General features: G+C 53.8%; 25 protein-coding genes and 1 pseudogene. 19 read left to right on the top strand and 7 right to left on the bottom strand.

Translation table 11 applies throughout. The features are described 5' to 3' along the window. Positions 1 to 30: 30 nt before the first annotated feature. Together tapT and trxC are read right to left on the bottom strand one after the other, a co-directional pair. On the bottom strand, positions 31 to 729 hold the full coding sequence (gene tapT / locus OGV52_RS01190) for a tRNA-uridine aminocarboxypropyltransferase (RefSeq protein WP_016154057.1): 699 nt from the start codon (positions 727 to 729) through the stop codon (positions 31 to 33). 69 nt (positions 730 to 798) lie between these two features. Further along, positions 799 to 1218 (bottom strand): thioredoxin TrxC, encoded by a 420-nt coding sequence (gene trxC / locus OGV52_RS01185; RefSeq protein WP_003037559.1) that lies wholly within the window; start codon positions 1216 to 1218, stop codon positions 799 to 801. A gap of 207 nt (positions 1219 to 1425) precedes the next feature. Between trxC and OGV52_RS01180 the strand changes: the two genes are divergently transcribed. Continuing rightward, a complete protein-coding gene (locus OGV52_RS01180; protein WP_016157178.1) occupies positions 1426 to 2505 on the top strand; it encodes a tRNA/rRNA methyltransferase in 1080 nt (359 codons plus the stop codon). 33 nt (positions 2506 to 2538) lie between these two features. On the opposite strand, the gene ung is transcribed toward OGV52_RS01180, so the two are convergent. Further along, positions 2539 to 3228, bottom strand: a complete 690-nt coding sequence (ung, locus tag OGV52_RS01175; protein WP_016154055.1) for a uracil-DNA glycosylase — start codon at positions 3226 to 3228, stop codon at positions 2539 to 2541. Positions 3229 to 3545: 317 nt separating this feature from the next. Here ung and grcA point away from each other — a divergent pair, with 317 nt between their 5' ends. After that, on the top strand, positions 3546 to 3929 hold the full coding sequence (gene grcA, locus OGV52_RS01170; protein ID WP_003037563.1) for an autonomous glycyl radical cofactor GrcA: 384 nt from the start codon (positions 3546 to 3548) through the stop codon (positions 3927 to 3929). A gap of 112 nt (positions 3930 to 4041) precedes the next feature. On the opposite strand, the gene srmB is transcribed toward grcA, so the two are convergent. After that, on the bottom strand, positions 4042 to 5370 hold the full coding sequence (gene srmB / locus OGV52_RS01165) for an ATP-dependent RNA helicase SrmB (protein WP_016157176.1): 1329 nt from the start codon (positions 5368 to 5370) through the stop codon (positions 4042 to 4044). A gap of 130 nt (positions 5371 to 5500) precedes the next feature. On the opposite strand from srmB, the gene trmN reads away from it, so the two are divergent. Continuing rightward, positions 5501 to 6238, top strand: coding sequence for a tRNA(1)(Val) (adenine(37)-N(6))-methyltransferase TrmN (trmN, locus tag OGV52_RS01160; protein WP_016154053.1), 738 nt, complete (start codon positions 5501 to 5503; stop codon positions 6236 to 6238). On the opposite strand, the gene nadB is transcribed toward trmN, so the two are convergent. Then, a complete protein-coding gene (gene nadB / locus OGV52_RS01155; protein ID WP_047358259.1) occupies positions 6223 to 7845 on the bottom strand; it encodes an L-aspartate oxidase in 1623 nt (540 codons plus the stop codon). The two genes, trmN and nadB, sit on opposite strands and share 16 nt — an antisense overlap. 262 nt (positions 7846 to 8107) lie before the next feature. Here nadB and rseD point away from each other — a divergent pair, with 262 nt between their 5' ends. The 12 genes from rseD to acpS all read left to right on the top strand — a co-directional run bounded on the left by rseD (position 8108) and on the right by acpS (position 17788). Then, complete coding sequence (gene rseD, locus OGV52_RS01150) at positions 8108 to 8272, top strand: rpoE leader peptide RseD (RefSeq protein WP_148374246.1); 165 nt, start codon at positions 8108 to 8110, stop codon at positions 8270 to 8272. Continuing rightward, entirely contained in the window at positions 8269 to 8844 is a 576-nt protein-coding gene (gene rpoE / locus OGV52_RS01145) for an RNA polymerase sigma factor RpoE (protein ID WP_003037573.1), read from the top strand. The genes rseD and rpoE overlap by 4 nt, the downstream gene beginning before the upstream one ends. A 31-nt stretch (positions 8845 to 8875) precedes the next feature. Then, positions 8876 to 9526 carry an anti-sigma-E factor RseA gene (gene rseA, locus OGV52_RS01140; RefSeq protein WP_287107960.1) on the top strand — a complete coding sequence of 217 codons (651 nt, stop codon included), beginning with the start codon at positions 8876 to 8878 and terminating at the stop codon, positions 9524 to 9526. After that, positions 9526 to 10482, top strand: coding sequence for a sigma-E factor regulatory protein RseB (gene rseB / locus OGV52_RS01135; RefSeq protein WP_016154050.1), 957 nt, complete (start codon positions 9526 to 9528; stop codon positions 10480 to 10482). The genes rseA and rseB overlap by 1 nt, the downstream gene beginning before the upstream one ends. After that, positions 10479 to 10943: a SoxR-reducing system protein RseC gene (gene rseC, locus OGV52_RS01130; protein WP_016157173.1), complete on the top strand. Its 465-nt coding sequence runs from the start codon at positions 10479 to 10481 to the stop codon at positions 10941 to 10943. The genes rseB and rseC overlap by 4 nt, the downstream gene beginning before the upstream one ends. A 215-nt stretch (positions 10944 to 11158) precedes the next feature. Next, entirely contained in the window at positions 11159 to 12958 is a 1800-nt protein-coding gene (gene lepA, locus OGV52_RS01125; RefSeq protein ID WP_003037577.1) for a translation elongation factor 4, read from the top strand. 15 nt (positions 12959 to 12973) lie between these two features. Beyond that, positions 12974 to 13948: a signal peptidase I gene (gene lepB / locus OGV52_RS01120; RefSeq protein ID WP_016154048.1), complete on the top strand. Its 975-nt coding sequence runs from the start codon at positions 12974 to 12976 to the stop codon at positions 13946 to 13948. 269 nt (positions 13949 to 14217) lie between these two features. Beyond that, positions 14218 to 14898 (top strand): ribonuclease III, encoded by a 681-nt coding sequence (gene rnc, locus OGV52_RS01115; protein ID WP_003037579.1) that lies wholly within the window; start codon positions 14218 to 14220, stop codon positions 14896 to 14898. Then, positions 14895 to 15800, top strand: a complete 906-nt coding sequence (gene era / locus OGV52_RS01110; protein WP_003037581.1) for a GTPase Era — start codon at positions 14895 to 14897, stop codon at positions 15798 to 15800. The genes rnc and era overlap by 4 nt, the downstream gene beginning before the upstream one ends. A 132-nt stretch (positions 15801 to 15932) precedes the next feature. After that, positions 15933 to 16661, top strand: coding sequence for a DNA repair protein RecO (gene recO / locus OGV52_RS01105; RefSeq protein ID WP_016154047.1), 729 nt, complete (start codon positions 15933 to 15935; stop codon positions 16659 to 16661). Between the two features lie 15 nt (positions 16662 to 16676). Then, the gene (gene pdxJ, locus OGV52_RS01100) at positions 16677 to 17408 is read left to right on the top strand and encodes a pyridoxine 5'-phosphate synthase (protein ID WP_016157172.1); all 732 of its coding nucleotides are present in this window, start codon (positions 16677 to 16679) and stop codon (positions 17406 to 17408) included. Continuing rightward, positions 17408 to 17788 carry a holo-ACP synthase gene (gene acpS, locus OGV52_RS01095; RefSeq protein WP_003037588.1) on the top strand — a complete coding sequence of 127 codons (381 nt, stop codon included), beginning with the start codon at positions 17408 to 17410 and terminating at the stop codon, positions 17786 to 17788. Before pdxJ ends, acpS begins: the two co-directional genes overlap by 1 nt. A 40-nt stretch (positions 17789 to 17828) precedes the next feature. Here the strand turns inward: acpS and OGV52_RS01090 are convergent, their stop codons facing one another. Continuing rightward, positions 17829 to 18089: a YfhL family 4Fe-4S dicluster ferredoxin gene (locus tag OGV52_RS01090; protein ID WP_223952366.1), complete on the bottom strand. Its 261-nt coding sequence runs from the start codon at positions 18087 to 18089 to the stop codon at positions 17829 to 17831. A 55-nt stretch (positions 18090 to 18144) separates the two neighbouring features. Next, positions 18145 to 18993, bottom strand: a complete 849-nt coding sequence (locus OGV52_RS01085) for a MurR/RpiR family transcriptional regulator (RefSeq protein ID WP_016154045.1) — start codon at positions 18991 to 18993, stop codon at positions 18145 to 18147. Between the two features lie 117 nt (positions 18994 to 19110). On the opposite strand from OGV52_RS01085, the gene murQ reads away from it, so the two are divergent. From murQ to tadA, 4 genes and pseudogenes are all read left to right on the top strand, one after another. Further along, positions 19111 to 20004, top strand: coding sequence for an N-acetylmuramic acid 6-phosphate etherase (gene murQ, locus OGV52_RS01080; protein WP_016154044.1), 894 nt, complete (start codon positions 19111 to 19113; stop codon positions 20002 to 20004). 9 nt (positions 20005 to 20013) lie between these two features. Next, positions 20014 to 21378, top strand: a complete 1365-nt coding sequence (locus OGV52_RS01075) for a PTS transporter subunit EIIC (RefSeq protein ID WP_016157168.1) — start codon at positions 20014 to 20016, stop codon at positions 21376 to 21378. Positions 21379 to 21381: 3 nt separating this feature from the next. Next, a complete protein-coding gene (yfhb, locus tag OGV52_RS01070) occupies positions 21382 to 22017 on the top strand; it encodes a phosphatidylglycerophosphatase C (protein WP_016157167.1) in 636 nt (211 codons plus the stop codon). A 17-nt stretch (positions 22018 to 22034) separates the two neighbouring features. Next, positions 22035 to 22572, top strand: a pseudogene (tadA, locus tag OGV52_RS01065) (tRNA adenosine(34) deaminase TadA). Positions 22573 to 22601: the final 29 nt, after the last annotated feature.

The following is a 22601-nucleotide window of genomic DNA, read 5'->3' as shown; positions in this document are numbered from 1 at the left end:
TTCCTTAATGACACCAGTGACCGAATGATTTTAAACGCTTTCTGGCGAGTCTGCTGTGACGCTTCCCTGATGTTGAGTTTTTCCTGCCAGGTAGCGGGTTTTAAAGCGAGTGAAATGTTCGCTCAACCCCTCCGCGGCTTGCGTATCGCCCGCCAGATCCAACAACGCAATGGCCACTTCGGCAGTACAGTATTGCCCTTCGGCGTGAATGCCACGCAGGTGGTAAGCGGAAAGTCGCGATAAATCAACGGAGATCACCGGCAGGTTATCAAGGTACGGGCTTTTGCGGAACATTTTACGCGCTTCAGGCCAGGTACCATCAAGCATGATAAACAACGGTGGTTTACCGGCTGGTGGCGCGAAAATCACTTCACGCTCTTCGCCCGCATAGGATGCCGGGAATACAACCATCGGCTGGTAATCCGGATTTTTCACCAGTTCGAGCAGCGCCTGTGGCGGTTCGGTGCGTGACCACTGAAACGCCGTGGTATCGGGCAAAATATCGGCAATCAAACGTCCCGTGTTGCTGGGCTTCATCGGCTCGGTATCAAACATCACCAGACAAAAGCGGCTTTTGGCCTCAGACGGCACCAGCGTTGCACACAAGCAGAGCTTCAGCGGCAGCAGGCAGCGCTGACAGCGGCGAATGCGATTACCTCGGGCAAGGAAAGGGCGCGTGGCGCGCGCGAGGCGCTCAGCGCGTAACTGAAGAACAGCGTTATCGGTCATGGGAGAACACGTTGAAAAACGCTATTGTCGCAGAGGTGAAAACGGGGCACAAGATGCGCCCCGTAGAGATTATAATGATTCGTTAAGCCAGCTATCAAACGGGGCTTTAGGTACGGCGCCATTAAGCATGTCGACGATTTCACCTTTTCTGAAGATCATAATGGTCGGGATGCTGCGGATACCGAAACGGGCGCTGAGTTCTCGCTCGGCTTCTGTATTCACTTTAACAAAACGCACTTTACCGCTACGCTCTTCCGCGACATCTTCAAAAATCGGGGCGAAGTTACGGCATGGACCACACCAGGGGGCCCAAAAATCAACCACCACCGGGAGATCGTCTTTTAACAGTTTATCCAGTGTTTCACCGGTCGCATTGATCACCTCCCCATCAAACAGGTCGTGACCACAGCGTCCGCATTTAGCCGCTTCCTGGACACGATCGTCGGGGATGCGGTTGATAGCCTGGCAGCTGGTACAAACGGTATTCATAACTAACCTCTGGATGAGTGGAGTGGACTTCACGGCAGTAACGCCAGTATGTTTCTATTATGTTACATATTATCGGGGAGTCTGTTCTAAACAACAATGCGTTTTATTCAATGAGTACAATAGTCCTTAGCTTTTAAATGAAATAATGGCTAACGACGTGCACATCGGGTAATCTTCGCGCTTCGCGCAGAGCAGGTGGAGAAAAACATGAGCGACGAACTGAAGAATAAAAACGGCAAGGTCAAAGTGATGTACGTCCGCAGTGACGATGACTCGGACAAACGCACCCAAAATCCACGTACTGGTAAAGGCGGCGGTCGCCCCGGTACTTCCCGAGCCGAAGGCGGTCGTCGCCCTGCCCGTGATGACAGAAAGGGTCCGAACAGCGAACGTGGTCGTGAACGTGGTCGTGGCCGCGATGTAGAACGCGACCGTGGACGTGAAGATTCACCATGGCGTACCGTGTCCCGCGCACCGAATGATGATGCAGCAGACAAAGCCGATCACGGTGGTATCAGCGGCAAAAGCTTTATCGATCCTGAAGTATTACGTCGTCAGCGCGCGGAAGAAACCCGCGTTTACGGTGAGAATGCCTGTCAGGCTCTGTTCCAGAGTCGTCCGGACGCTATTGTTCGCGCCTGGTTTGTTCAGAGCGTAACCCCACGCTTTAAAGAAGCATTACGCTGGATGGCGGCGAACCGCAAAGCCTACCACGTGGTTGACGAAGCCGAGCTGGCGAAAGCCTCCGGCACTGAACACCATGGCGGCGTCTGTTTCCTGATCAAAAAACGTAACGGTACCACTGTTAAGCAGTGGGTTGGTCAGGCCGGGGCGCAGGATTGCGTGCTGGCCCTGGAAGACATTGCTAACCCGCACAACCTGGGCGGCATGATGCGTAGCTGCGCGCACTTCGGTGTGAAAGGCGTGGTGGTACAGGATGCGGCGCTGTTGGAATCAGGTGCGGCTATCCGCACCGCTGAAGGCGGAGCTGAGCACGTTCAGCCGATCACCGGTGACAGTATTGTCGATGTGCTGGACGACTTCCGTAAAGCGGGTTACACGGTAGTGATGACCTCAAGCGTGAAAGGCAAGCCGCTGTTTACTACCACGTTGCCGGAAAAAATGGTGCTGGTATTAGGGCGTGAGCGTGAGGCTCTGCCAGAAGCAGCATGCTCAGCCGACGACCTGTGCGTGGCGATAGACGGTACGGGCAACGTAGAAACGCTCAACGTTTCTGTCGCGACCGGCGTGCTGCTCGCGGAGTGGTGGCGTCAGAACAAAGCCTGATAATAAAAATGCCAGCGATTCGCTGGCATTTTTTTACTCGCTTTCTGCTGGTAATACCGGCGTCCAGTCAATCGGCTTTTCACCTCGCTGTTCCAGCCACTCATTAGCCAGTACAAAGTGATTGCAGCCAAAGAAACCGCGATGCGCAGAGAGCGGTGATGGGTGCGGCGCTTTCAATACATGGTGACGCTGCGCATCAATAATCGCGCCTTTCTTTTGTGCGTGTGAACCCCAGAGCAGGAATACCACGCCTTCCCGATGTTGGTTAATCAGGCTGATGACTTTATCGGTAAATGTTTCCCATCCCAGACTGGCGTGCGAATGTGCCTGCCCGGCACGGACGGTAAGCACGGTGTTGAGTAACAGCACACCCTGGCGTGCCCAGCTTTCCAGATATCCGTGCGTTGGGCGTGTGAAGCCAGGAATCGTTGCTTCCAGCTCTTTGTACATGTTCAGCAACGAGGGCGGGGTGGCAATACCGGGGCGGACAGAAAACGCGAGACCGTGTGCCTGGCCCGGACCGTGGTAAGGATCCTGACCCAGGATGACGACTTTCACGTCACCAAGTTCGGTAAAGCGAAAAGCGTTGAATACATCTTTTTGTGGCGGATAAATTGTCATACCTGACTGACGCTCGCCCGCCACAGTATGCAGCGTGTTAACAAAATAAGGCTGCTGTTTCTCTTCTGCCAGCACATCGTGCCAGGTTAATTCGGTGGCCATCTCGCTCTCCTGCGAATTTTCAATCCCCCTAGCTTAACTGCTTCTTTCGACGTCGCAAAATTCTGTACGTTTCTCAAGGGTCTACCCCTTAAAGATAGTTGAAAATTTATGTAAAAAGTTTAGCTGCGCATGTGGCGTAAGTTGATGTAAAACAATAAAATCCACCTATCACCACTTTTCATGTGTGGTTTTTATTGATTTAAATCAAAGATTCAAGGGTGTGTGAGGGGTATATATACACTCAAGCAACAATGGTTTTACCAATTGGCCGGATGACGGCCAACCGAGATCAAATAATTTTGCCGGGGAGGCATCAAATGATTACAGGTATCCAGATTACTAAAGCTGCAAATGACGACCTGCTGAACTCTTTCTGGCTGCTGGACAGCGAAAAAGGCGAAGCACGCTGCATCGTTGCGAAAGCAGGTTTCAATGCTGATGAAGTCGTTGCTGTCAGCAAACTGGGTGAAATCGAATACCGTGAAGTACCGGTAGACGTACAGCCGGAAGTCCGTGTGGAAGGTGGTCAGCACCTGAACGTGAACGTTCTGCGCCGCGAAACTCTGGAAGATGCGGTTAAGCATCCGGAAAAATATCCGCAGCTGACCATCCGTGTTTCTGGTTATGCCGTGCGTTTCAACTCTCTGACGCCAGAACAGCAGCGCGACGTTATTGCTCGTACCTTTACTGAGAGCCTGTAAGGCTCACGGGGAATAACCCCGTCTGGCAGAGAATCTGAAAGCGGAAGATGCCAACGTATCTTCCGCTTTTTTGTGCACAAAAAATGCCGGGCTAAACGGCCCGGCATTCGGTTTACTCTTTGTCGGACTGCTGGGTAGCAGCTCCGCTTGGCTTACGGCGTTTGCCGACATTTTTGGCGTCGCGGTGACGTTTTTTCACCCGCGGTTTCTCTTTCTCTTTCGCTTTTTGCTCCGCGCGCTTCGCCAGCACTTTCTTGGATGGCTTACCGTTAGATTTCTCACTTGGCGCGCGCGTGGTTGGACGCAGTTCGTCGATGACGCGTGCTTTCAGTGGCTCGTCAATGTAGCGGCTCGCTTTGCCGAGCAGCAGATGGTCGTGGGCTTCAACCAAAGAGATCGCAGTACCTTTACGGCCTGCACGACCGGTACGGCCAATGCGGTGCAGATAGGCATCACCACTGCGCGGCATGTCGAAGTTAAACACATGGCTGACGTCAGGAATATCGATCCCACGAGCGGCAACGTCGGTTGCTACCAGCACGTTCACACGACCATCGGTCAGGCGTTTGATCGCTTCATTACGTTTGTTCTGCACCATCTCGCCTTCGAGATAGCAGTTATTAATGCCCGCCTGGCGCAGCCAGCCTGCCAGCTCGTGCACACGCTCGCGTTTACGTACGAAGACAATCGAGCGAGTCGCTTCCGGCTGTTTTAACAAATGGATCAGCAGGGCCGTTTTGTGCTCGATGTCATCGGCACGGTAGTAAAACTGATGAATTTTCTTGCGTTCGCGCGTAGACGGATCCGCCGAAACTTCGACCGGATCCTCCAGCAGACGCTCAGCAAAATCTTTGATCGCATCGCCTTCCAGCGTGGCGGAGAACAGCATAGTTTGCTTACGCCAGCGGGTTTCTCCAGCGATATGCTCGATGTCCTGGGCAAAGCCCATGTCCAACATGCGGTCTGCTTCATCGAGGATTAGTGTCTCAACCGCATGGCAGTCGAAGTTTTCTTCTTTAATGTACTGCAGCAGACGACCGGTAGTGGCGACCACGATGTCCTGGTTTTCGCTAAAGACTTCCATGTGGTTCATGTAAGCCACGCCGCCGGTAATCGTGGCGATATCCAGATGCGTATTCTTCGCCAGTTCACGGGCGTGTTCGGCAACCTGCATCGCCAGTTCGCGCGTCGGTGTCAAAATCAAAATGCGCGGCGGACCAGATTTCTTGCGCGGGAAGTCGAGCAGGTGCTGCAACGCTGGCAGCAAATATGCCGCCGTTTTACCGGTGCCTGTCGGCGCAGAACCGAGTACATCACGGCCATCGAGCGCAGGCGGAATGGCGGCAGCCTGAATGGCGGTCGGGCGAGTGAAACCTTTTTCCTGGAGGGCATCCAGAAGGCTTTCATCGAGTTCAAGTTCGGAAAAAGTCGTTACAGTCATGTTCTACCTCTGAGTGGGGCGCTGATTATAGACGTTACGGCTGCAATCTTCATCTGTTTGTATGGATATACCTTCTCAGGTATTGTTTTTATCCTATGTTATCGTTTTTTTTCCAGGAAGGTTGTTCTTCATGCCCCAGTCTACATCCGTACTTAGACGTAATGGATTTACTTTTAAGCAGTTTTTTGTGGCACACGATCGTTGTGCAATGAAAGTCGGAACGGACGGCATTTTATTGGGGGCCTGGGCCCCTGTTGCTGGCGTAAAGCGGATCCTGGATATTGGTACCGGGAGCGGCCTGTTGGCGCTGATGCTGGCCCAGCGCACAGATGAAAACGTCATCATTGACGCCGTGGAGCTTGATGTTGATGCCGCGCAGCAGGCGCAGGAGAACATCGCGCAATCCCCGTGGATGCATCGCGTGAACGTTCATACCGAAGATGTGCAGCAGTGGGTACCGCGCCAGACCGTGCGCTTTGATTTGATCATCAGTAACCCTCCCTATTATGAACAGGGAGTGGAATGTGCCACGCCGCAGCGCGAGCAGGCTCGCTACACCACCACGCTCGATCATCAAGTATTGCTAACGCTGGCGGCAGACAGCATTACGGAAGAAGGTTTTTTTTGTGTGGTGTTGCCCGAACAGATCGGTAACGCCTTTTCCCAGCAGGCACTGGGCATGGGCTGGCATCTGCGATTGCGCACGGATGTAGCAGAAACCGAGGCCCGACTACCGAATCGGGTACTGCTGGCATTCTCCCCGCAGGCCGGGGAGTGCTTTAGTGACAGGCTGGTGATCCGTGGGCCAGACCAACGTTACTCTGAAGGTTACACGGCGCTGACCCAGGCGTTTTATCTGTTCATGTGATGACTTAGCGGCGAGAGAATGGACGGGCCTGCCTCTGGAAGCTGTTCTGGATAATCCAGCGTATAGTGCAGGCCCCGACTCTCTTTACGCATCATCGCGCAGCGGACAATCAGCTCAGCAACCTGCACCAGATTGCGCAGTTCCAGCAAGTTGTTCGACACGCGGAAATGAGCGTAATACTCGTCGATTTCCTGTTGCAACATGGTGATACGGCGCAGGGCGCGCTCCAGACGTTTAGTTGTGCGCACGATACCGACGTAATCCCACATAAATAGCCGCAGCTCATGCCAGTTATGCTGAATCACAACCAGTTCATCCGGGTTTTCTACCCGGCTTTCATCCCAATCCGGGAGGGTGCTGACGCTGCGAGCATAAGGCATTCGCCTGTCGATATCTTCAGCCGCGGACCAGCCGTAAACCAGGCACTCCAGTAATGAGTTTGACGCCATCCGGTTGGCTCCATGCAGGCCGGTGTAACTCACTTCGCCGATCGCATACAGCCCGTCGACATCCGTACGGCCAAAGTCATCCACCATCACGCCGCCGCAGGTATAGTGCGCGGCAGGAACGATGGGAACCGGCTCTTTGGTCAAATCGATGCCCAGTCCCAGCAATTTTTCATAAATCATCGGGAAATGCTGACGAACAAATTCTTCCGGTTTATGGCTGATGTCGAGAAACATGCAGTCAGCGCCCAGGCGCTTCATTTCGTGGTCAATGGCGCGGGCAACAATATCGCGGGGAGCCAGTTCGCCACGCTCGTCAAAATCGGGCATAAAGCGCGAACCGTCCGGGCGCTTCAGATGTGCGCCTTCGCCACGCAGCGCCTCGGTTAGCAGAAAGTTGCGCGCCTGCGGATGATACAGCGCTGTCGGGTGAAACTGGTTAAATTCCAGGTTGGCGACACGGCATCCCGCACGCCAGGCCATCGCAATCCCGTCACCCGAGGAAATATCTGGATTGGTGGTGTATTGGTACACCTTTGACGCGCCGCCGGTGGCCAACACTACTGACTTGGCATGGCAGGTTTCTACGGCTTCTTTATTACGGTTCCAGATCCAGGCTCCGACAACCCGACGCGTTCCCGGCAGACCGATTTTATCGGAGACAATCAGATCGACGGCATTACTGCGCTCAAGAACCCGTATGTTGGGGTGATTTTGTGCCTGGCTGACGAGGGTGGTTTCGACTTCTTTACCGGTGGCATCCGCAGAGTGCAGAATGCGTCGATGGCTATGACCGCCTTCACGGGTCAGGTGATAGCTTTCTTCACCGTTGGGCTGAACCTGCGTATCAAATAAGACGCCCTGATCGATAAGCCACTGAACGCAGGTGCGGGCATTGCTGGCGACAAATTCAACCGCATGGCGATCGCACAGGCCGGCCCCGGCAATCAGAGTATCTTCAACGTGGGAATCGATGCTGTCGGTTTCATCAAACACCGCGGCAATACCGCCCTGGGCATAAAATGTCGAACCTTCGCTGACCGGACCTTTGCTCAGGACAATAACCTGATGTTTTTCGGCCAGGCGCAGCGCCAGTGAGAGTCCGGCAGCCCCGCTGCCAATGATCAGCACGTCACAGGATAATTCAGGAGTCGTATTCATGATTTTTGTTTAATTTACTAAACAGTGTTTGGTCACCATAGCACCACATTGCGCGATACTGCACGTTTTATTTTTAAATGTGTTGCAGTGACTAAACATGAAAAAAAGCATGACGAGGACGAAATGAGCAAAAATATTTTGTGAAGCAGGCCGTTAGCACCAGATTATGTGATGAAATAAAGTGGCCGTTGGGTTACTCTGCAAGCGGTGAAATGGGCATTTCTAAACAGATAGTGCGTCGATCGGATTATGTAGACTTATAATGAGAGATAAGACCTGTCTACAACATGACAAACAAAAAACAATGCGTAACGGAACTTTACGAAACTTGAGCACTCCAAGCATTTGCTTGCTCATAGTGAAGCTGATGGAGTGGCGTTTCGAAGGCGCGTGGAAATTTGGTTTGGGGAGACTTTACCTCGGATGAGCGAGCAGTTAACGGACCAGGTCCTGGTAGAACGGGTCCAGAAGGGAGATCAGAAAGCCTTTAACCTACTGGTAGTGCGCTATCAGCATAAGGTGGCGAGTCTGGTTTCTCGCTATGTACCATCGGGCGATGTACCCGATGTAGTACAAGAAGCATTTATCAAGGCCTATCGTGCGCTGGACTCGTTCCGGGGAGATAGTGCTTTTTATACCTGGCTGTATCGTATTGCAGTCAATACAGCGAAGAATTACCTGGTCGCTCAGGGGCGTCGTCCACCTTCCAGTGATATTGATGCGATTGAAGCAGAAAATTACGAAAGTGGCGGTGCGCTGAAAGAAATTTCGAACCCTGAGAACTTAATGTTGTCAGAAGAACTGAGACAGATAGTTTTCCGGACTATTGAGTCCCTCCCGGAAGATTTACGCATGGCAATAACCTTGCGGGAGCTGGATGGCCTGAGCTATGAAGAGATAGCCGCTATCATGGATTGTCCGGTAGGTACGGTGCGTTCACGTATCTTCCGAGCGAGGGAAGCTATTGATAATAAAGTTCAACCGCTTATCAGGCGTTGACGATAGCGGGATACTGGAAAAGGTATTAGGCATGCAGAAAGAAAAACTTTCCGCTTTAATGGATGGCGAAACGCTGGATACTGAGTTACTCAAAGAGCTGACTCATGACCCGGAAATGCAAAAAACCTGGGAGAGTTATCACCTGATTCGCGATTCCATGCGAGGTGATACCGCCGACGTTCTCCATTTCGATATTTCCGCCCGCGTAATGGCTGCCATCCAGGATGAGCCAGTACGTCAGACGGTGCCATTGATTCCTGAGGCCCAGCCAGCACCGCACCAGTGGCTGAAAATGCCATTCTGGAAGAAAATGCGTCCGTGGGCCGCGCAGCTTACCCAAATGGGTGTGGCCGCGTGTGTATCACTTGCAGTTATTGTTGGCGTCCAGCACTATAATGGGCAATCTGAAACGTCCCAGCAGCCCGAAACGCCGGTATTTAATACATTACCGATGATGGGTAAAGCCAGTCCGGTAAGCCTGGGTGTACCCTCTGACGCGACGGCCAGCGGCGGTCAGCAACAGCAGGTACAGGAGCAGCGTCGTCGTATTAATGCCATGTTGCAGGACTACGAACTGCAACGTCGACTGCACTCTGAACAGCTTCAGTTTGAGCAGGCCCAAACACAGCAAGCCGCTGTGCAGGTGCCAGGAATTCAAACTTTAGGAACGCAATCGCAGTAATGAAGCAACTTTGGTTTGCCATGTCACTTGTGGCTGGTAGCCTGTTTTTCTCTGTAAACGCCTCGGCCAATCCTGCGTCCGGGGCGTTGTTGCAGCAGATGAATCTGGCCAGCCAGTCGCTAACCTATGAGCTGTCATTTGTCAGCATCAATAAGCAGGGTGTTGAATCCCTACGTTATCGCCATGCTCGCCTGGATAACCGTCCGCTAGCGCAACTGTTGCAAATGGATGGACCGCGCCGGGAAGTGGTGCAGCGTGGCAATGAAATCAGCTATTTTGAGCCTGGTCTCGAACCGTTCACGCTGAACGGCGACTATATCGTTGACTCTCTGCCCTCTCTGATTTACACCGACTTCAAACGTCTTGCTCCCTACTATGACTTTATCTCAGTAGGTCGCACCCGCATTGCCGATCGGCTCTGTGAAGTGATCCGCGTAGTCGCCCGTGACGGTACGCGTTACAGCTATATCGTCTGGATGGACACGGAGACTAAGCTGCCGATGCGCGTCGATCTTCTCGACCGTGATGGTGAGACGCTGGAACAGTTCCGTGTTATCGCCTTTACCGTAAACAACGGCGTTAGCGATAGCATGCAGGCGCTGGCGAAAGCCAATCTACCGCCGTTGCTGTCAGTTCCTGCTGGCGAGAAAACCAACTTCAACTGGAGTCCGTCGTGGTTGCCGCAAGGCTTCAGCGAAGTTTCCAGCAGTCGACGTCCGCTGCCGACGATGGATAACATGCCGATCGAATCGCGCCTATATTCTGATGGCCTGTTCAGTTTCTCCGTGAACGTAAACCGTGCGATGCAAAACAGCGCCGATCAGCTGTTGCGAACCGGGCGTAGAACGGTTAGCACCAGCGTGCGTGATAACGCGGAAATTACGATTGTGGGCGAGCTTCCACCGCAAACGGCGAAGCGTATCGCGGACAATATTAAGTTCAGGGCTGCACAATGATTAAAGAGTGGGCGACAGTCGTCTCCTGGCAAAATGGTCTGGCGACGGTCAGCTGTGATGTTAAAGCATCATGTAGCAGCTGTGCTTCGCGGGCCGGATGCGGGAGCCGCGTGCTGAACAAACTTGGGCCGCAGACCACGCATACCATCGTGGTGCCCAGCGACGAACCCTTAGCGCCCGGTCAAAAAGTTGAACTGGGTATTGCCGAGGGTAGCTTGCTGGGTTCAGCGATGTTGGTCTACATGTCTCCGTTGGCGGGGCTCTTTCTCTTCGCGGCGCTATTCCAGGTGCTGTTTGGTTCCGACCTTGCGGCATTAAGCGGAGCCGTGCTGGGGGGCGTGGGCGGATTCCTGATTGCCCGTGGATACTCTCGTAAGCTTGCTGAGCGCGAAGCCTGGCAGCCGGTCATTCTGAACGTTGCTCTTCCACCCGATCTCATTCGCGTCGAAACCCAACAGTGATAGCTTTGCCTGATGGCGCTTGTGTCGCCATCCGGCAAAAGTTTCACCGACTTTGCAAAGTTGTTTCCAGTTCCCGCTATCCTTGCTCTATGAACATTTCCTCGCCTCAGCGTTGTAGTGTAGAATGCGGCGTTTCACTTAAACAGACGTTAAGCTCAGATCAGCGACTTCTCAGAGCCTGCTCAGGCGGGCGTAAGGCACAATAATTACACTATATGAAGAACATACGTAACTTTTCAATCATAGCTCACATCGACCACGGTAAATCGACGCTGTCTGACCGTATTATCCAGATCTGCGGTGGCCTGTCTGACCGTGAAATGGAAGCGCAGGTTCTCGACTCGATGGATCTTGAGCGTGAGCGCGGTATTACTATCAAAGCGCAGAGCGTGACGCTCGATTTCAAAGCATCTGATGGTGAAACCTATCAGCTTAACTTTATCGACACCCCGGGCCACGTTGACTTCTCGTATGAAGTTTCCCGCTCGCTTGCCGCCTGTGAAGGCGCATTGCTGGTGGTTGATGCCGGACAGGGCGTCGAAGCACAGACCCTGGCTAACTGCTATACCGCCATGGAAATGGATCTGGAAGTGGTGCCGGTACTGAACAAAATTGACCTGCCAGCCGCCGATCCTGAGCGTGTGGCGGAAGAGATCGAAGATATCGTCGGTATCGATGCGACGGATGCCGTTCGCTGCTCGGCGAAAACCGGCGTTGGCGTCACTGACGTTCTTGAACGTCTGGTGCGCGACATCCCGCCGCCTGAAGGCGACCCGGAAGGTCCGTTACAGGCGCTGATCATCGACTCCTGGTTCGATAACTACCTGGGCGTCGTATCTCTGGTGCGTATTAAAAACGGCACCATGCGTAAAGGCGACAAAATTAAAGTGATGAGCACCGGTCAGGTCTATAACGCTGACCGTCTGGGTATCTTCACGCCAAAACAGGTTGACCGTACCGAGCTGAAATGCGGCGAGGTGGGTTGGTTGGTTTGTGCGATTAAAGACATCCTGGGCGCACCGGTTGGCGATACCCTGACGCAGGCGCGTAACCCGGCGGACAAGCCGCTGCCAGGCTTTAAAAAAGTGAAGCCGCAGGTTTACGCCGGTCTGTTCCCGGTGAGCTCTGACGACTACGAAAACTTCCGTGACGCGCTCGGCAAGCTGAGCCTCAACGATGCCTCCCTGTTCTATGAACCGGAAAGCTCAACCGCGCTGGGCTTCGGCTTCCGCTGTGGCTTCCTCGGTCTGCTGCACATGGAGATCATTCAGGAACGTCTGGAACGTGAATACGATCTGGATCTGATCACTACCGCGCCGACCGTAGTCTACGAAGTCGAAACCACGGCGAAAGAGACGATCTACGTCGATAGCCCGTCCAAGCTGCCGCCGTTGAACAACATATACGAACTGCGTGAGCCGATTGCTGAGTGTCATATGCTGCTGCCGCAGGCTTACCTCGGTAACGTCATCACGCTGTGTATCGAGAAGCGCGGCGTACAGACCAACATGGTTTACCACGGTAACCAGGTGGCGCTGACCTATGAAATTCCGATGGCGGAAGTGGTACTCGACTTCTTCGACCGTCTGAAGTCAACTTCTCGCGGCTATGCGTCGCTGGACTATAACTTCAAACGTTTCCAGGCGTCTGACATGGTGCGCGTTGATGTTCTCATCAACAACGAACGTGTCGATGCGCTGGCGCTGATTACCCACCGCGACAACTCCCAGAGCCGTGGTCGTGAACTGGTCGAGAAGATGAAAGATCTGATCCCTCGCCAGCAGTTTGACATCGCGATCCAGGCGGCCATTGGTACGCACATCATCGCGCGTTCAACGGTTAAGCAGCTGCGTAAAAACGTTCTGGCGAAATGCTACGGTGGCGATATCAGCCGTAAGAAAAAGCTGCTGCAAAAACAGAAAGAGGGTAAAAAGCGCATGAAGCAGATCGGTAACGTCGAACTGCCACAGGAAGCCTTCCTCGCCATTCTGCATGTCGGTAAAGACAGCAAATAATCTTAAGGAGTTGGCATGGCGAACATGTTTGCCCTGATTCTGGTGATTGCCACACTGGTGACGGGCATTTTATGGTGCGTAGATAAATTCATCTTCGCGCCAAAACGCCGGGAGCGTCAGGCCGCAGCGCAAGCTGCTGCAGGTGATTCACTGGATAAAGCAACGCTGAAAAAAGTGGCCCCTAAGCCAGGCTGGCTGGAAACCGGGGCATCCGTTTTCCCGGTTTTAGCTATTGTGCTGGTGGTGCGTTCATTTATTTATGAGCCGTTCCAGATCCCGTCTGGTTCGATGATGCCGACACTGCTTATCGGTGACTTTATCCTGGTGGAGAAATTCGCCTACGGGATTAAAGATCCGATTTACCAGAAAACGCTGATCGAAACCGGCCATCCGAAACGCGGTGATATCGTGGTGTTTAAATACCCGGAAGATCCGCGTCTGGACTACATCAAACGTGCTGTCGGTTTACCGGGAGACAAAGTGACGTACGATCCGGTGGCGAAAGAGGTAACTATTCAGCCAGGATGCAGTTCCGGTCAGGCGTGTGAAAACGCGCTGCCGGTAACGTACTCTGATGTTCAGCCAAGTGATTTTGTGCAGACCTTTGCGCGTCGTAACGGCGGTGAAGCGACCAGCGGTTTCTTTGAGGTTCCGCTGAATGAAACGAAAGATAACGGTATTCGCCTCTCCGAGCGTAAAGAAACGCTGGGTGAGGTAACGCACCGCATTCTGACCGTGCCAATCGCGCAGGATCAGGTGGGGATGTATTACCGTCAGCCAGGCCAGCAGTTGGCAACCTGGATCGTCCCGCCGGGACACTACTTCATGATGGGTGATAACCGTGACAATAGCGCGGACAGCCGTTACTGGGGATTTGTGCCGGAAGCGAATCTGGTTGGTAAAGCGACCGCTATCTGGATGAGTTTCGATAAGCAAGAAGGCGAATGGCCGACCGGTGTGCGTTTAAGCCGTATTGGTGGCATTCACTAATCGCTGATAATCGTTCACGTTGTCGTCATTATGGCGACAACGTGAATTATTTCTCGGATAAATTCCCGCAGACTAACGACATCCCTTGTCGTTGTGTATAGAATATTCCCCCGAAGTTTGAGGTTGGCACCGACAGGTTGCCACGGCACACGAAACAGCGTTGGTTTGTGTATAAATGCATTCAGCCGAAGCGGGATGGCTAAGCGAAATGCGTATATCAGGTCTGTTTCGTGTGCTGAATTGTTGACGCATTCATTTATTGGTATCGCATGAACCCCATCGTAATTAATCGGCTTCAACGGAAGCTGGGCTACACTTTTAATCATCAGGAGCTGTTGCAGCAGGCATTAACTCACCGTAGCGCCAGCAGCAAACATAACGAGCGTTTAGAATTTTTAGGCGACTCTATTCTGAGCTTTGTTATCGCTAATGCGCTGTATCACCGTTTTCCGCGTGTGGATGAAGGTGATATGAGTCGCATGCGCGCGACGCTGGTTCGCGGCAATACGCTGGCTGAATTAGCCCGTGAGTTTGACCTCGGTGAATGTTTACGTTTGGGGCCAGGCGAGCTGAAAAGCGGCGGTTTCCGTCGTGAATCGATCCTGGCAGATACCGTTGAAGCTTTGATCGGCGGCGTCTTCCTCGACAGCGATATTCAAACCGTTGAACAACTGATCCTGAACTGGTATCAGACTCGTCTGGATGAAATTAGCCCAGGCGATAAACAAAAAGATCCGAAAACGCGCCTGCAGGAATATTTGCAGGGTCGCCACCTGCCGCTGCCGTCCTATCTGGTGGTGCAGGTTCGTGGTGAAGCACACGATCAAGAATTTACTATCCACTGCCAGGTCAGCGGCCTGAGTGAACCGGTGGTTGGCACAGGTTCGAGCCGTCGTAAGGCTGAGCAGGCTGCCGCCGAACAGGCGTTGAAAAAACTGGAGCTGGAATGAGCGAAGAGAAAACTTACTGCGGATTTATTGCCATCGTCGGTCGCCCGAACGTCGGCAAATCCACCCTGTTGAATAATCTGCTTGGGCAGAAGATTTCCATAACCTCACGTAAGGCTCAGACAACACGTCACCGTATTGTTGGCATCCATACCGAAGGTGCGTATCAGGCGATTTATGTTGATACCCCGGGCCTGCATATGGAAGAAAAACGGGCGATCAACCGCCTGATGAACAAAGCGGCAAGCAGCTCGATTGGTGATGTTGAACTGGTTATTTTCGTTGTGGAAGGCACCCGCTGGACGCCGGACGACGAAATGGTGCTCAACAAGCTGCGCGACGGTAAAGCCCCGGTTATTCTGGCTGTGAACAAAGTTGACAACGTTCAGGAAAAAGCCGATTTACTGCCGCACCTGCAGTTCCTGGCAAGCCAGATGAACTTCCTTGATATCGTCCCGATTTCTGCCGAAACCGGCCTGAATGTTGATACCGTTGCGGGCATCGTGCGTAAGCACCTGCCGGAAGCCATTCATCACTTCCCGGAAGATTACATCACCGACCGTTCTCAGCGCTTTATGGCGTCTGAAATCATCCGTGAAAAGCTGATGCGTTTTCTGGGGGCTGAACTGCCGTACTCCGTTACCGTGGAGATTGAACGTTTTATCTCTAACGAACGCGGTGGTTACGATATTAACGGGCTGATCCTCGTTGAACGTGAAGGGCAGAAGAAGATGGTTATTGGCAACAAAGGGGCCAAAATTAAAACCATCGGCATCGAAGCGCGTAAAGACATGCAGGAGATGTTCGAAGCGCCCGTTCACCTCGAGCTGTGGGTGAAAGTGAAATCCGGCTGGGCCGATGACGAGCGCGCGCTGCGTAGCCTCGGTTACGGCGACGACGTCTAATTTTTCATAGGTTATGGCTTTCGAGGTGCAGGAAGGCGGCAAGACCGCAGATCCTCGGGAGCTTACTCAAGTGAGTGACTGGGGTGAGTGGGCGCAGCCAACACACCTGCAGCTTGAAAGACGGCGGGTATGATGGAAGGATGGCAACGCGCTTTTGTCCTGCATAGCCGCCCGTGGAGCGAAACCAGTCTCGTGCTGGACGTCTTCACGGAAGAATCGGGTCGTGTGCGCCTGGTGGCTAAAGGTGCGCGCTCCAAACGTTCTAATCTCAAAGGCGCGCTCCAGCCTTTTACTCCGTTGTTGCTTCGCTTTGGTGGACGTGGTGAGGTCAAAACCTTACGCAGTGCCGAAGCCGTTTCTCTGGCTCTCCCCCTTAGCGGTATCACACTGTACAGCGGCTTGTATATCAACGAGCTTATCTCTCGTGTACTTGAGTATGAGACCCGCTTTTCTGAACTCTTTTTCGACTACCTGAACTGTATTCAGGCGCTGGCTGGCGCGACGGGTTCGCCAGAGCCTGCGCTGCGTCGCTTTGAGCTGGCCTTACTTGGACATCTGGGGTACGGCGTCGATTTTACCCACTGTGCGGGTAGTGGCGAGCCGGTGGACGACACCATGACCTATCGTTACCGGGAAGAAAAAGGGTTTATCGCAAGCGTAGTGATTGATAACGCCACCTTTACCGGACGCCATCTGAAAGCACTCGAATCGCGGGAATTTCCGGATGCTGATACGCTTCGCGCCGCGAAACGCTTTACCCGCATGGCGTTAAAGCCGTATCTTGGTGGTAAGCCGTTAAAAAGCCGGGAACTGTTCCGGCAATTTATGCCAAAACGCGCAGTAAAAACAAAAAATGATTAACGAGGATGGATTGCCATGGCCGAATTACTGTTAGGCGTCAACATTGACCACATTGCCACTTTACGTAATGCACGCGGCACCGCATACCCTGACCCGGTTCAGGCGGCGTTTATCGTTGAGCAGGCGGGCGCAGACGGCATTACCGTGCACCTGCGTGAAGACCGTCGCCATATTACCGATCGCGACGTGCGCATTTTGCGCCAGACGCTGGATACGCGTATGAATCTGGAAATGGCGGTAACCGAAGAGATGCTGGCGATTGCCGTTGAGACTAAGCCGCATTTTTGCTGCCTGGTGCCGGAAAAACGTCAGGAAGTGACGACTGAAGGTGGCCTGGACGTCGCCGGTCAGCGTGACAAGATGCGTGATGCCTGCAAACGCCTGGCGGACGCAGGCATTCTGGTTTCGCTGTTTATCGATGCTGATGACGAACAGATTAAGGCCGCTGCTGAAGTCGGCGCGCCGTACATCGAAATTCACACCGGCTGTTACGCCGATGCGAAAACCGACGCTGAACAGGCCAGCGAACTGGCGCGTATCGCCAAAGCGGCGACCTTTGCCGCCAGCCTTGGTCTGAAGGTGAATGCGGGGCACGGCCTGACGTACCACAACGTTAAAGCCATCGCGCGGATCCCGGAAATGCACGAGTTGAACATTGGCCATGCCATTATCGGCCGCGCGGTGATGAGCGGTCTGAAAGATGCAGTAGTCGAAATGAAGCGCCTGATGCTGGAAGCGCGTGGCTAATGGCGATTCTGGGATTAGGTACGGATATCGTGGAGATTGCCCGCATCGAAGCGGTGATCTCCCGTTCCGGCGACCGTCTGGCAAGACGCGTGCTCAGCGACAACGAGTGGGCAATCTGGGAGACGCATCAGCAACCGGTGCGCTTTCTGGCGAAGCGTTTTGCGGTCAAAGAGGCGGCAGCAAAAGCCTTTGGTACCGGTATTCGCAACGGTCTGGCGTTTAATCAGTTTGAGGTCTTTAACGACGAACTCGGTAAGCCGCGTCTGCGGTTATGGGGGGAGGCGTTAAAACTGGCGGAAAAACTCGGCGTCGCACATATGCATGTGACGCTGGCTGATGAGCGTCACTACGCCTGCGCCACGGTGATTATCGAGAGCTAACGTTTCGTCGGCCTGATAAGCATAGCGTCATCAGGCAACGTTACAGCTTATCGGCGTGGTGCATCAGTACAAACTTATCCCACAGCTGCTCTTCCGTTTCGACACGTGCCGGATCTTTCAAAATAGTATTAGGGATCGGGCACACCTTCTGGCAGGTTGGCGTGTCGTAATGGCCTACGCATTCCGTACACTTGTCGCTGTTAATCTCGTAAATGCTGTCACCCATCGAAATCGCCTCATTCGGGCATTCGGGCTCGCACATATCGCAATTGATACACTTTTTAGTGATTAACAGGGCCATCAGGAAACTCTCAAAACATCACAAATCGGGCGGGCATTATACGCGCATTCTTTGCTCAGACCAGTTTTTTTACCAGTGCTTCGCTGTGGCGAATGCGTTCCGGGGCATGCTCCAGATCTTGCTGCACCAGCGCCATAAACAGTAAATCAGTGAGCATCATTTGCGCATGGGTAGAGGAAATCGCTGCGCTGCGCGTGGCCTGTTCTTCAGCAATCGTGTACAGACAATGAGTTGCGCGCTGTTGCAGGGCGTTAGGGGTAAATCCGGTGATGGCGAGAATTTTGGCCCCAGCGCGCAACGTTTCATCCGCAGCCAGGTTGAGTTCGCGGCGTTCTCCGGTATACGAAATGGCCAGCAGCAGATCGTTGGGTGAAAGCGCCTGCACCGCCGCCAGCAGGGCGTGCATATCGCGTTCAACCACCGCGTTAAACCCAATCTTTAGCAGTTTCCAGGCAAAATTCTGCGCTACCAGACCCGATGCGCCAATCCCGGTCAGGATAATGCGCCGGGCTGAGCGCAGCATTGTGACGCTCTCTATCAGTTTCTCTTCGCTGTTGACGTCCAGCGTCGCATGCATCGCCGCCACGTTCTCTTTAATCAGCTTTTCGCCCACCATACGCATGGGATCGTCACCGCGAATCTGATTATGCACCGGAATGGAATGAGGGTTGGGATTGCTGGCCAACGCTTCGCTAATCGCCAGTTTCAGCGCCGGAAACCCTTTAAAGCCCATCTTTTGCGCGAACTTCACCACGCTGGACTGGCTGACGCCTGCTTCAAAGGCCAGCTGCTGTGAGCTGAGATGACGCGCGGTATCCGGCTGAGCAAGAAGATAATCCGCAAGTTTTTTATCGCTTTGCGCGAGGTCCGGGTAACGCTGACGAATGCGAATTAAACAGTTCATGCTGTCTCCTGGCGAAAACGTGATGGCGATTGCAAAACAAAATTTCACTCGCCTGGATGAATATAATATTCCATTATGACAGATTATTATGAATTAAAAATTCCTAAGGAACAAAAAATGAATCTCGGTGCATTAGTTTCAGAAACCCGCAATCCACAGACCATGGATCTGGATGCGCTCTCAACGTTGGAGTTGGTTCATCGATTTAATCAACAGGATACGCTGGTAGCGGAAGCAGTAAAAGCAACTCTGCCTCAAGTTGCGTGCGCGGTCGATGCGGCAGCTAACGCGCTAAAAGCCGGTGGACGCATTATTTACATGGGTGCAGGTACCAGCGGGCGTCTTGGGGTGCTGGACGCGTCTGAGTGCCCACCGACCTTCGGTGTACCGCATGGTCTGGTAGTTGGGCTGATTGCCGGGGGGCCGGGCGCGCTGCTCAAGGCGGTAGAAGGCGCGGAAGATAACCCGCAGTTAGGCGAAGACGATCTGCGCGCACTCAACCTTACCGCACAGGATCTGGTGGTTGGTCTGGCGGCTTCAGGTCGCACGCCGTATGTGATTGGCGGGCTGAAATATGCGCGTTCGGTGGGCTGTACGACGGCGGCTATTTCCTGCAATCCGGATTCTCCTGTCGCGCATGAAGCGGATATTGCAATCTCCCCGGTGGTGGGACCGGAGGCGTTGACCGGGTCAACACGGCTGAAATCAGGCACCGCGCAAAAATTGGTGCTCAATATGATCTCCACCGGTGCGATGGTGAAATTTGGCAAGGTGTACCAGAACCTGATGGTGGATATGCAGGCAACCAACGTCAAACTGGTCGATCGGGCGTGCCGTATGGTGGTTGAAGCCACCGGCATTGCGCGTGAACAGGCGCAAGCGCTGTTAAAGCAGACTGATTTTGACGTTAAGCCAGCGATTTTAATGGCGCTCACCGGCCTGGATGCCGCTGCCGCCCGTGAAAAGCTTGCCGCTCACCAGGGTTTTTTACGCGCGGCGTTAGAACACTAAGAGGTGTATATGGATAAGACGGCGGTGCTGGCCAGCGACATTCTGCTGGGCGTAGGCGGAGAGCAAAATATTCTGCGCCTGGAAAACTGTATGACCCGCGTCAGGGTGGAAGTTCAGGATGACGATCAGATTGATATTCCCCGTCTCAGGCAACTGCCCGGTGTTAGCGGTTACGTGAAGCAGGGCGCGCAGCATCAGATAATCGTCGGCCCCGGTAAAGCTGCCAAGGTGGTGGATGCCATGCGCTCCCTGATTGCCGGTGGCGGCGAGCGTGCAGATGTGAATAATATCGAGCGCACCAAATCAGAGGCCAAAGCGAAGTACAAAGCGCCAATGAGCGATGCGCTGCGCAAGCTGGCGAACGTCTTTATCCCTCTTATTCCGGCGTTTATCGCCTCCGGTTTGATTACCGGCATTATTAACATCCTTAAGCGACCGGATATCGTGGGGGATTTTGCGACCCATTATCCGAATATGCTGGGGCTGATGGGCATATTTGGTAGCGCCGTGTTTGCCATCATGAATATTCTGGTTGGGGTGAATACCGCCAAAGTCTTCGGCGGCTCTCTGGCGATGGGTGGGGTGATGGCGGGGATCCTCTCCAGTCCGCAGCTGGCGCAGATTACCCTGTTTGGCGAAGCGTTGCAGCCGGGGCGCGGCGGGGTGATCGCAGTGCTGCTGGTGGTTGCGCTGATGTGTTGGATCGAGCGCAAATTCCGCGAGCTGTTGCCGGAATCGCTGGAGCTTATCCTTAACCCGCTGCTGACCACCATCATTACCGGGGCCATCGCGATTGTGGCGCTACAACCGCTTGGAGGCTGGATTTCTGAATCTATCGCTCACGGCGCATCCTGGGCTATCGACCGCGGCGGTTTCCTGGTTGGTGCCATACTGGCGGGAACTTTCCTGCCATTGGTGCTCACCGGACTTCATCAAGGGTTGGTGCCCATCCACGTTGAGCTGGTACAGGCACACGGTTATAACGCGCTCTTTCCTATCCTGGCGATGGCAGGCGTTGGACAAGTAGGGGCTGCGATAGCGGTGTTGATGAAAACCCGCAATGCGCGGCTAAAGAAAGTGATCAAAGGAGCGCTGCCGGTCGGGCTGCTGGGCATTGGCGAGCCGCTTATTTTTGGCGTCACGCTGCCGTTGGGTAAACCGTTTATCGGTGCCTGTCTTGGCGGAGCGGTAGGCGGGGCGCTGATTAGCTACTGGAAGGTGGCGACGGTTATCACCTTTGGCATCTCCGGTTTGCCGCTGGCACTGACGATTGTTGCCGGAAAAGTGATGTTCTATCTGTTAGGCTATCTGGTAGCAGTTATCGCCGGGTTCCTGTTTACCTGGCTATTGGGGTTCAACGATCCAGAGGAATAAGGTTTGACCAATCACCAGCGCCGCGTTGTTTTTTTTGATTTGGATGGCACGTTACACCAGCAGGATATGTTCGGTAGCTTTATACGTTATCTGCTGCGTCGCCAGCCGCTGAACGCGTTGCTTGTGCTGCCTCTGCTACCGGTGATTGCGCTGGCGCTGCTGATACAAGGGCGCGCCGCCCGCTGGCCAATGAGCCTGCTGTTGTGGGGATGCACTTTTGGTCGTAGCGAGGCGCGTCTGAAAGGGCATCAGGCTGACTTTGTGCGCTGGTTTCGCAGTAACGTGACGGCCTTTCCGCTCGTGCAGCAGCGCCTGACAACCTACCTGTTAAGCTCTGACGCCGAAATCTGGCTTATCACTGGCTCCCCGCAGTCGCTGGTCGAGCAGGTGTACTTCGACACGCCGTGGCTACCGCGTGTCAATCTGATCGCCAGTAAAATGGCGCGGGGATTCGGCGGGTGGGTGCTGCCTCTGCGCTGTCTGGGCCATGAGAAAGTGACGCAACTGGAACGCCACATTGGTGCGCCGCTTCAGCTTTACAGTGGCTACAGCGACAGTAATCAGGACAATCCTCTGCTCTCTTTTTGCCAGCATCGCTGGCGCGTCACGCCGCGCGGAGAGCTGCAACAACTCGAATAGAGTAAACGATAGCGTCTGTGTATAATGCGCCTGCTTTGATTACTGGAGTTACCCCCTTTGTCTGAAGTTGAATTTAGCCACGAATACTGGATGCGTCATGCTTTAACGCTGGCTAAGCGCGCCTGGGATGAGCGTGAAGTCCCGGTGGGCGCGGTATTGGTACATAACAACCGCGTGATTGGCGAAGGCTGGAACCGTCCGATTGGTCACCATGATCCGACTGCCCACGCTGAAATTATGGCGCTGCGTCAGGGCGGCCTGGTGCTGCAAAACTATCGTCTGTTGGATACCACGCTGTATGTCACTCTGGAGCCGTGCGTGATGTGCGCAGGCGCGATGGTGCACAGCCGTATCGGCCGGATCGTTTTTGGCGCGCGCGATGCGAAAACGGGGGCAGCCGGGTCATTAATGGATGTATTGCATCACCCTGGAATGAATCATCGGGTGGATGTGACCGAAGGGGTGCTACGGGATGAATGCGCCACGTTGCTCAGTGATTTCTTCCGCATGCGTCGTCAGGAAATCAAAGCGCTGAAAAAAAACGCCAATTTGTAAATGCCGGTCTGATTGCCTGATGACGCTGC

The organism is Citrobacter sp. Cb041 (genome assembly GCF_030336655.1).
Lineage (GTDB): Bacteria > Pseudomonadota > Gammaproteobacteria > Enterobacterales > Enterobacteriaceae > Citrobacter > Citrobacter braakii.
Note: the sequence above shows the minus strand (reverse complement) of the source record. Positions and strands in the feature narration are given on the sequence as shown.

Excerpts from the sequence above, each read along its gene's own strand:
- tapT (WP_016154057.1), bottom strand. The coding sequence starts at position 729 with ATGACCGATAACGCTGTTCTTCAGTTACGCGCTGAGCGCCTCGCGCGC.
- trxC (WP_003037559.1), bottom strand. The coding sequence starts at position 1,218 with ATGAATACCGTTTGTACCAGCTGCCAGGCTATCAACCGCATCCCCGAC.
- OGV52_RS01180 (WP_016157178.1), top strand. The coding sequence starts at position 1,426 with ATGAGCGACGAACTGAAGAATAAAAACGGCAAGGTCAAAGTGATGTAC.
- ung (WP_016154055.1), bottom strand. The coding sequence starts at position 3,228 with ATGGCCACCGAATTAACCTGGCACGATGTGCTGGCAGAAGAGAAACAG.
- grcA (WP_003037563.1), top strand. The coding sequence starts at position 3,546 with ATGATTACAGGTATCCAGATTACTAAAGCTGCAAATGACGACCTGCTG.
- srmB (WP_016157176.1), bottom strand. The coding sequence starts at position 5,370 with ATGACTGTAACGACTTTTTCCGAACTTGAACTCGATGAAAGCCTTCTG.
- trmN (WP_016154053.1), top strand. The coding sequence starts at position 5,501 with ATGCCCCAGTCTACATCCGTACTTAGACGTAATGGATTTACTTTTAAG.
- nadB (WP_047358259.1), bottom strand. The coding sequence starts at position 7,845 with ATGAATACGACTCCTGAATTATCCTGTGACGTGCTGATCATTGGCAGC.
- rseD (WP_148374246.1), top strand. The coding sequence starts at position 8,108 with ATGAGAGATAAGACCTGTCTACAACATGACAAACAAAAAACAATGCGT.
- rpoE (WP_003037573.1), top strand. The coding sequence starts at position 8,269 with ATGAGCGAGCAGTTAACGGACCAGGTCCTGGTAGAACGGGTCCAGAAG.
- rseA (WP_287107960.1), top strand. The coding sequence starts at position 8,876 with ATGCAGAAAGAAAAACTTTCCGCTTTAATGGATGGCGAAACGCTGGAT.
- rseB (WP_016154050.1), top strand. The coding sequence starts at position 9,526 with ATGAAGCAACTTTGGTTTGCCATGTCACTTGTGGCTGGTAGCCTGTTT.
- rseC (WP_016157173.1), top strand. The coding sequence starts at position 10,479 with ATGATTAAAGAGTGGGCGACAGTCGTCTCCTGGCAAAATGGTCTGGCG.
- lepA (WP_003037577.1), top strand. The coding sequence starts at position 11,159 with ATGAAGAACATACGTAACTTTTCAATCATAGCTCACATCGACCACGGT.
- lepB (WP_016154048.1), top strand. The coding sequence starts at position 12,974 with ATGGCGAACATGTTTGCCCTGATTCTGGTGATTGCCACACTGGTGACG.
- rnc (WP_003037579.1), top strand. The coding sequence starts at position 14,218 with ATGAACCCCATCGTAATTAATCGGCTTCAACGGAAGCTGGGCTACACT.
- era (WP_003037581.1), top strand. The coding sequence starts at position 14,895 with ATGAGCGAAGAGAAAACTTACTGCGGATTTATTGCCATCGTCGGTCGC.
- recO (WP_016154047.1), top strand. The coding sequence starts at position 15,933 with ATGGAAGGATGGCAACGCGCTTTTGTCCTGCATAGCCGCCCGTGGAGC.
- pdxJ (WP_016157172.1), top strand. The coding sequence starts at position 16,677 with ATGGCCGAATTACTGTTAGGCGTCAACATTGACCACATTGCCACTTTA.
- acpS (WP_003037588.1), top strand. The coding sequence starts at position 17,408 with ATGGCGATTCTGGGATTAGGTACGGATATCGTGGAGATTGCCCGCATC.
- OGV52_RS01090 (WP_223952366.1), bottom strand. The coding sequence starts at position 18,089 with ATGGCCCTGTTAATCACTAAAAAGTGTATCAATTGCGATATGTGCGAG.
- OGV52_RS01085 (WP_016154045.1), bottom strand. The coding sequence starts at position 18,993 with ATGAACTGTTTAATTCGCATTCGTCAGCGTTACCCGGACCTCGCGCAA.
- murQ (WP_016154044.1), top strand. The coding sequence starts at position 19,111 with ATGAATCTCGGTGCATTAGTTTCAGAAACCCGCAATCCACAGACCATG.
- OGV52_RS01075 (WP_016157168.1), top strand. The coding sequence starts at position 20,014 with ATGGATAAGACGGCGGTGCTGGCCAGCGACATTCTGCTGGGCGTAGGC.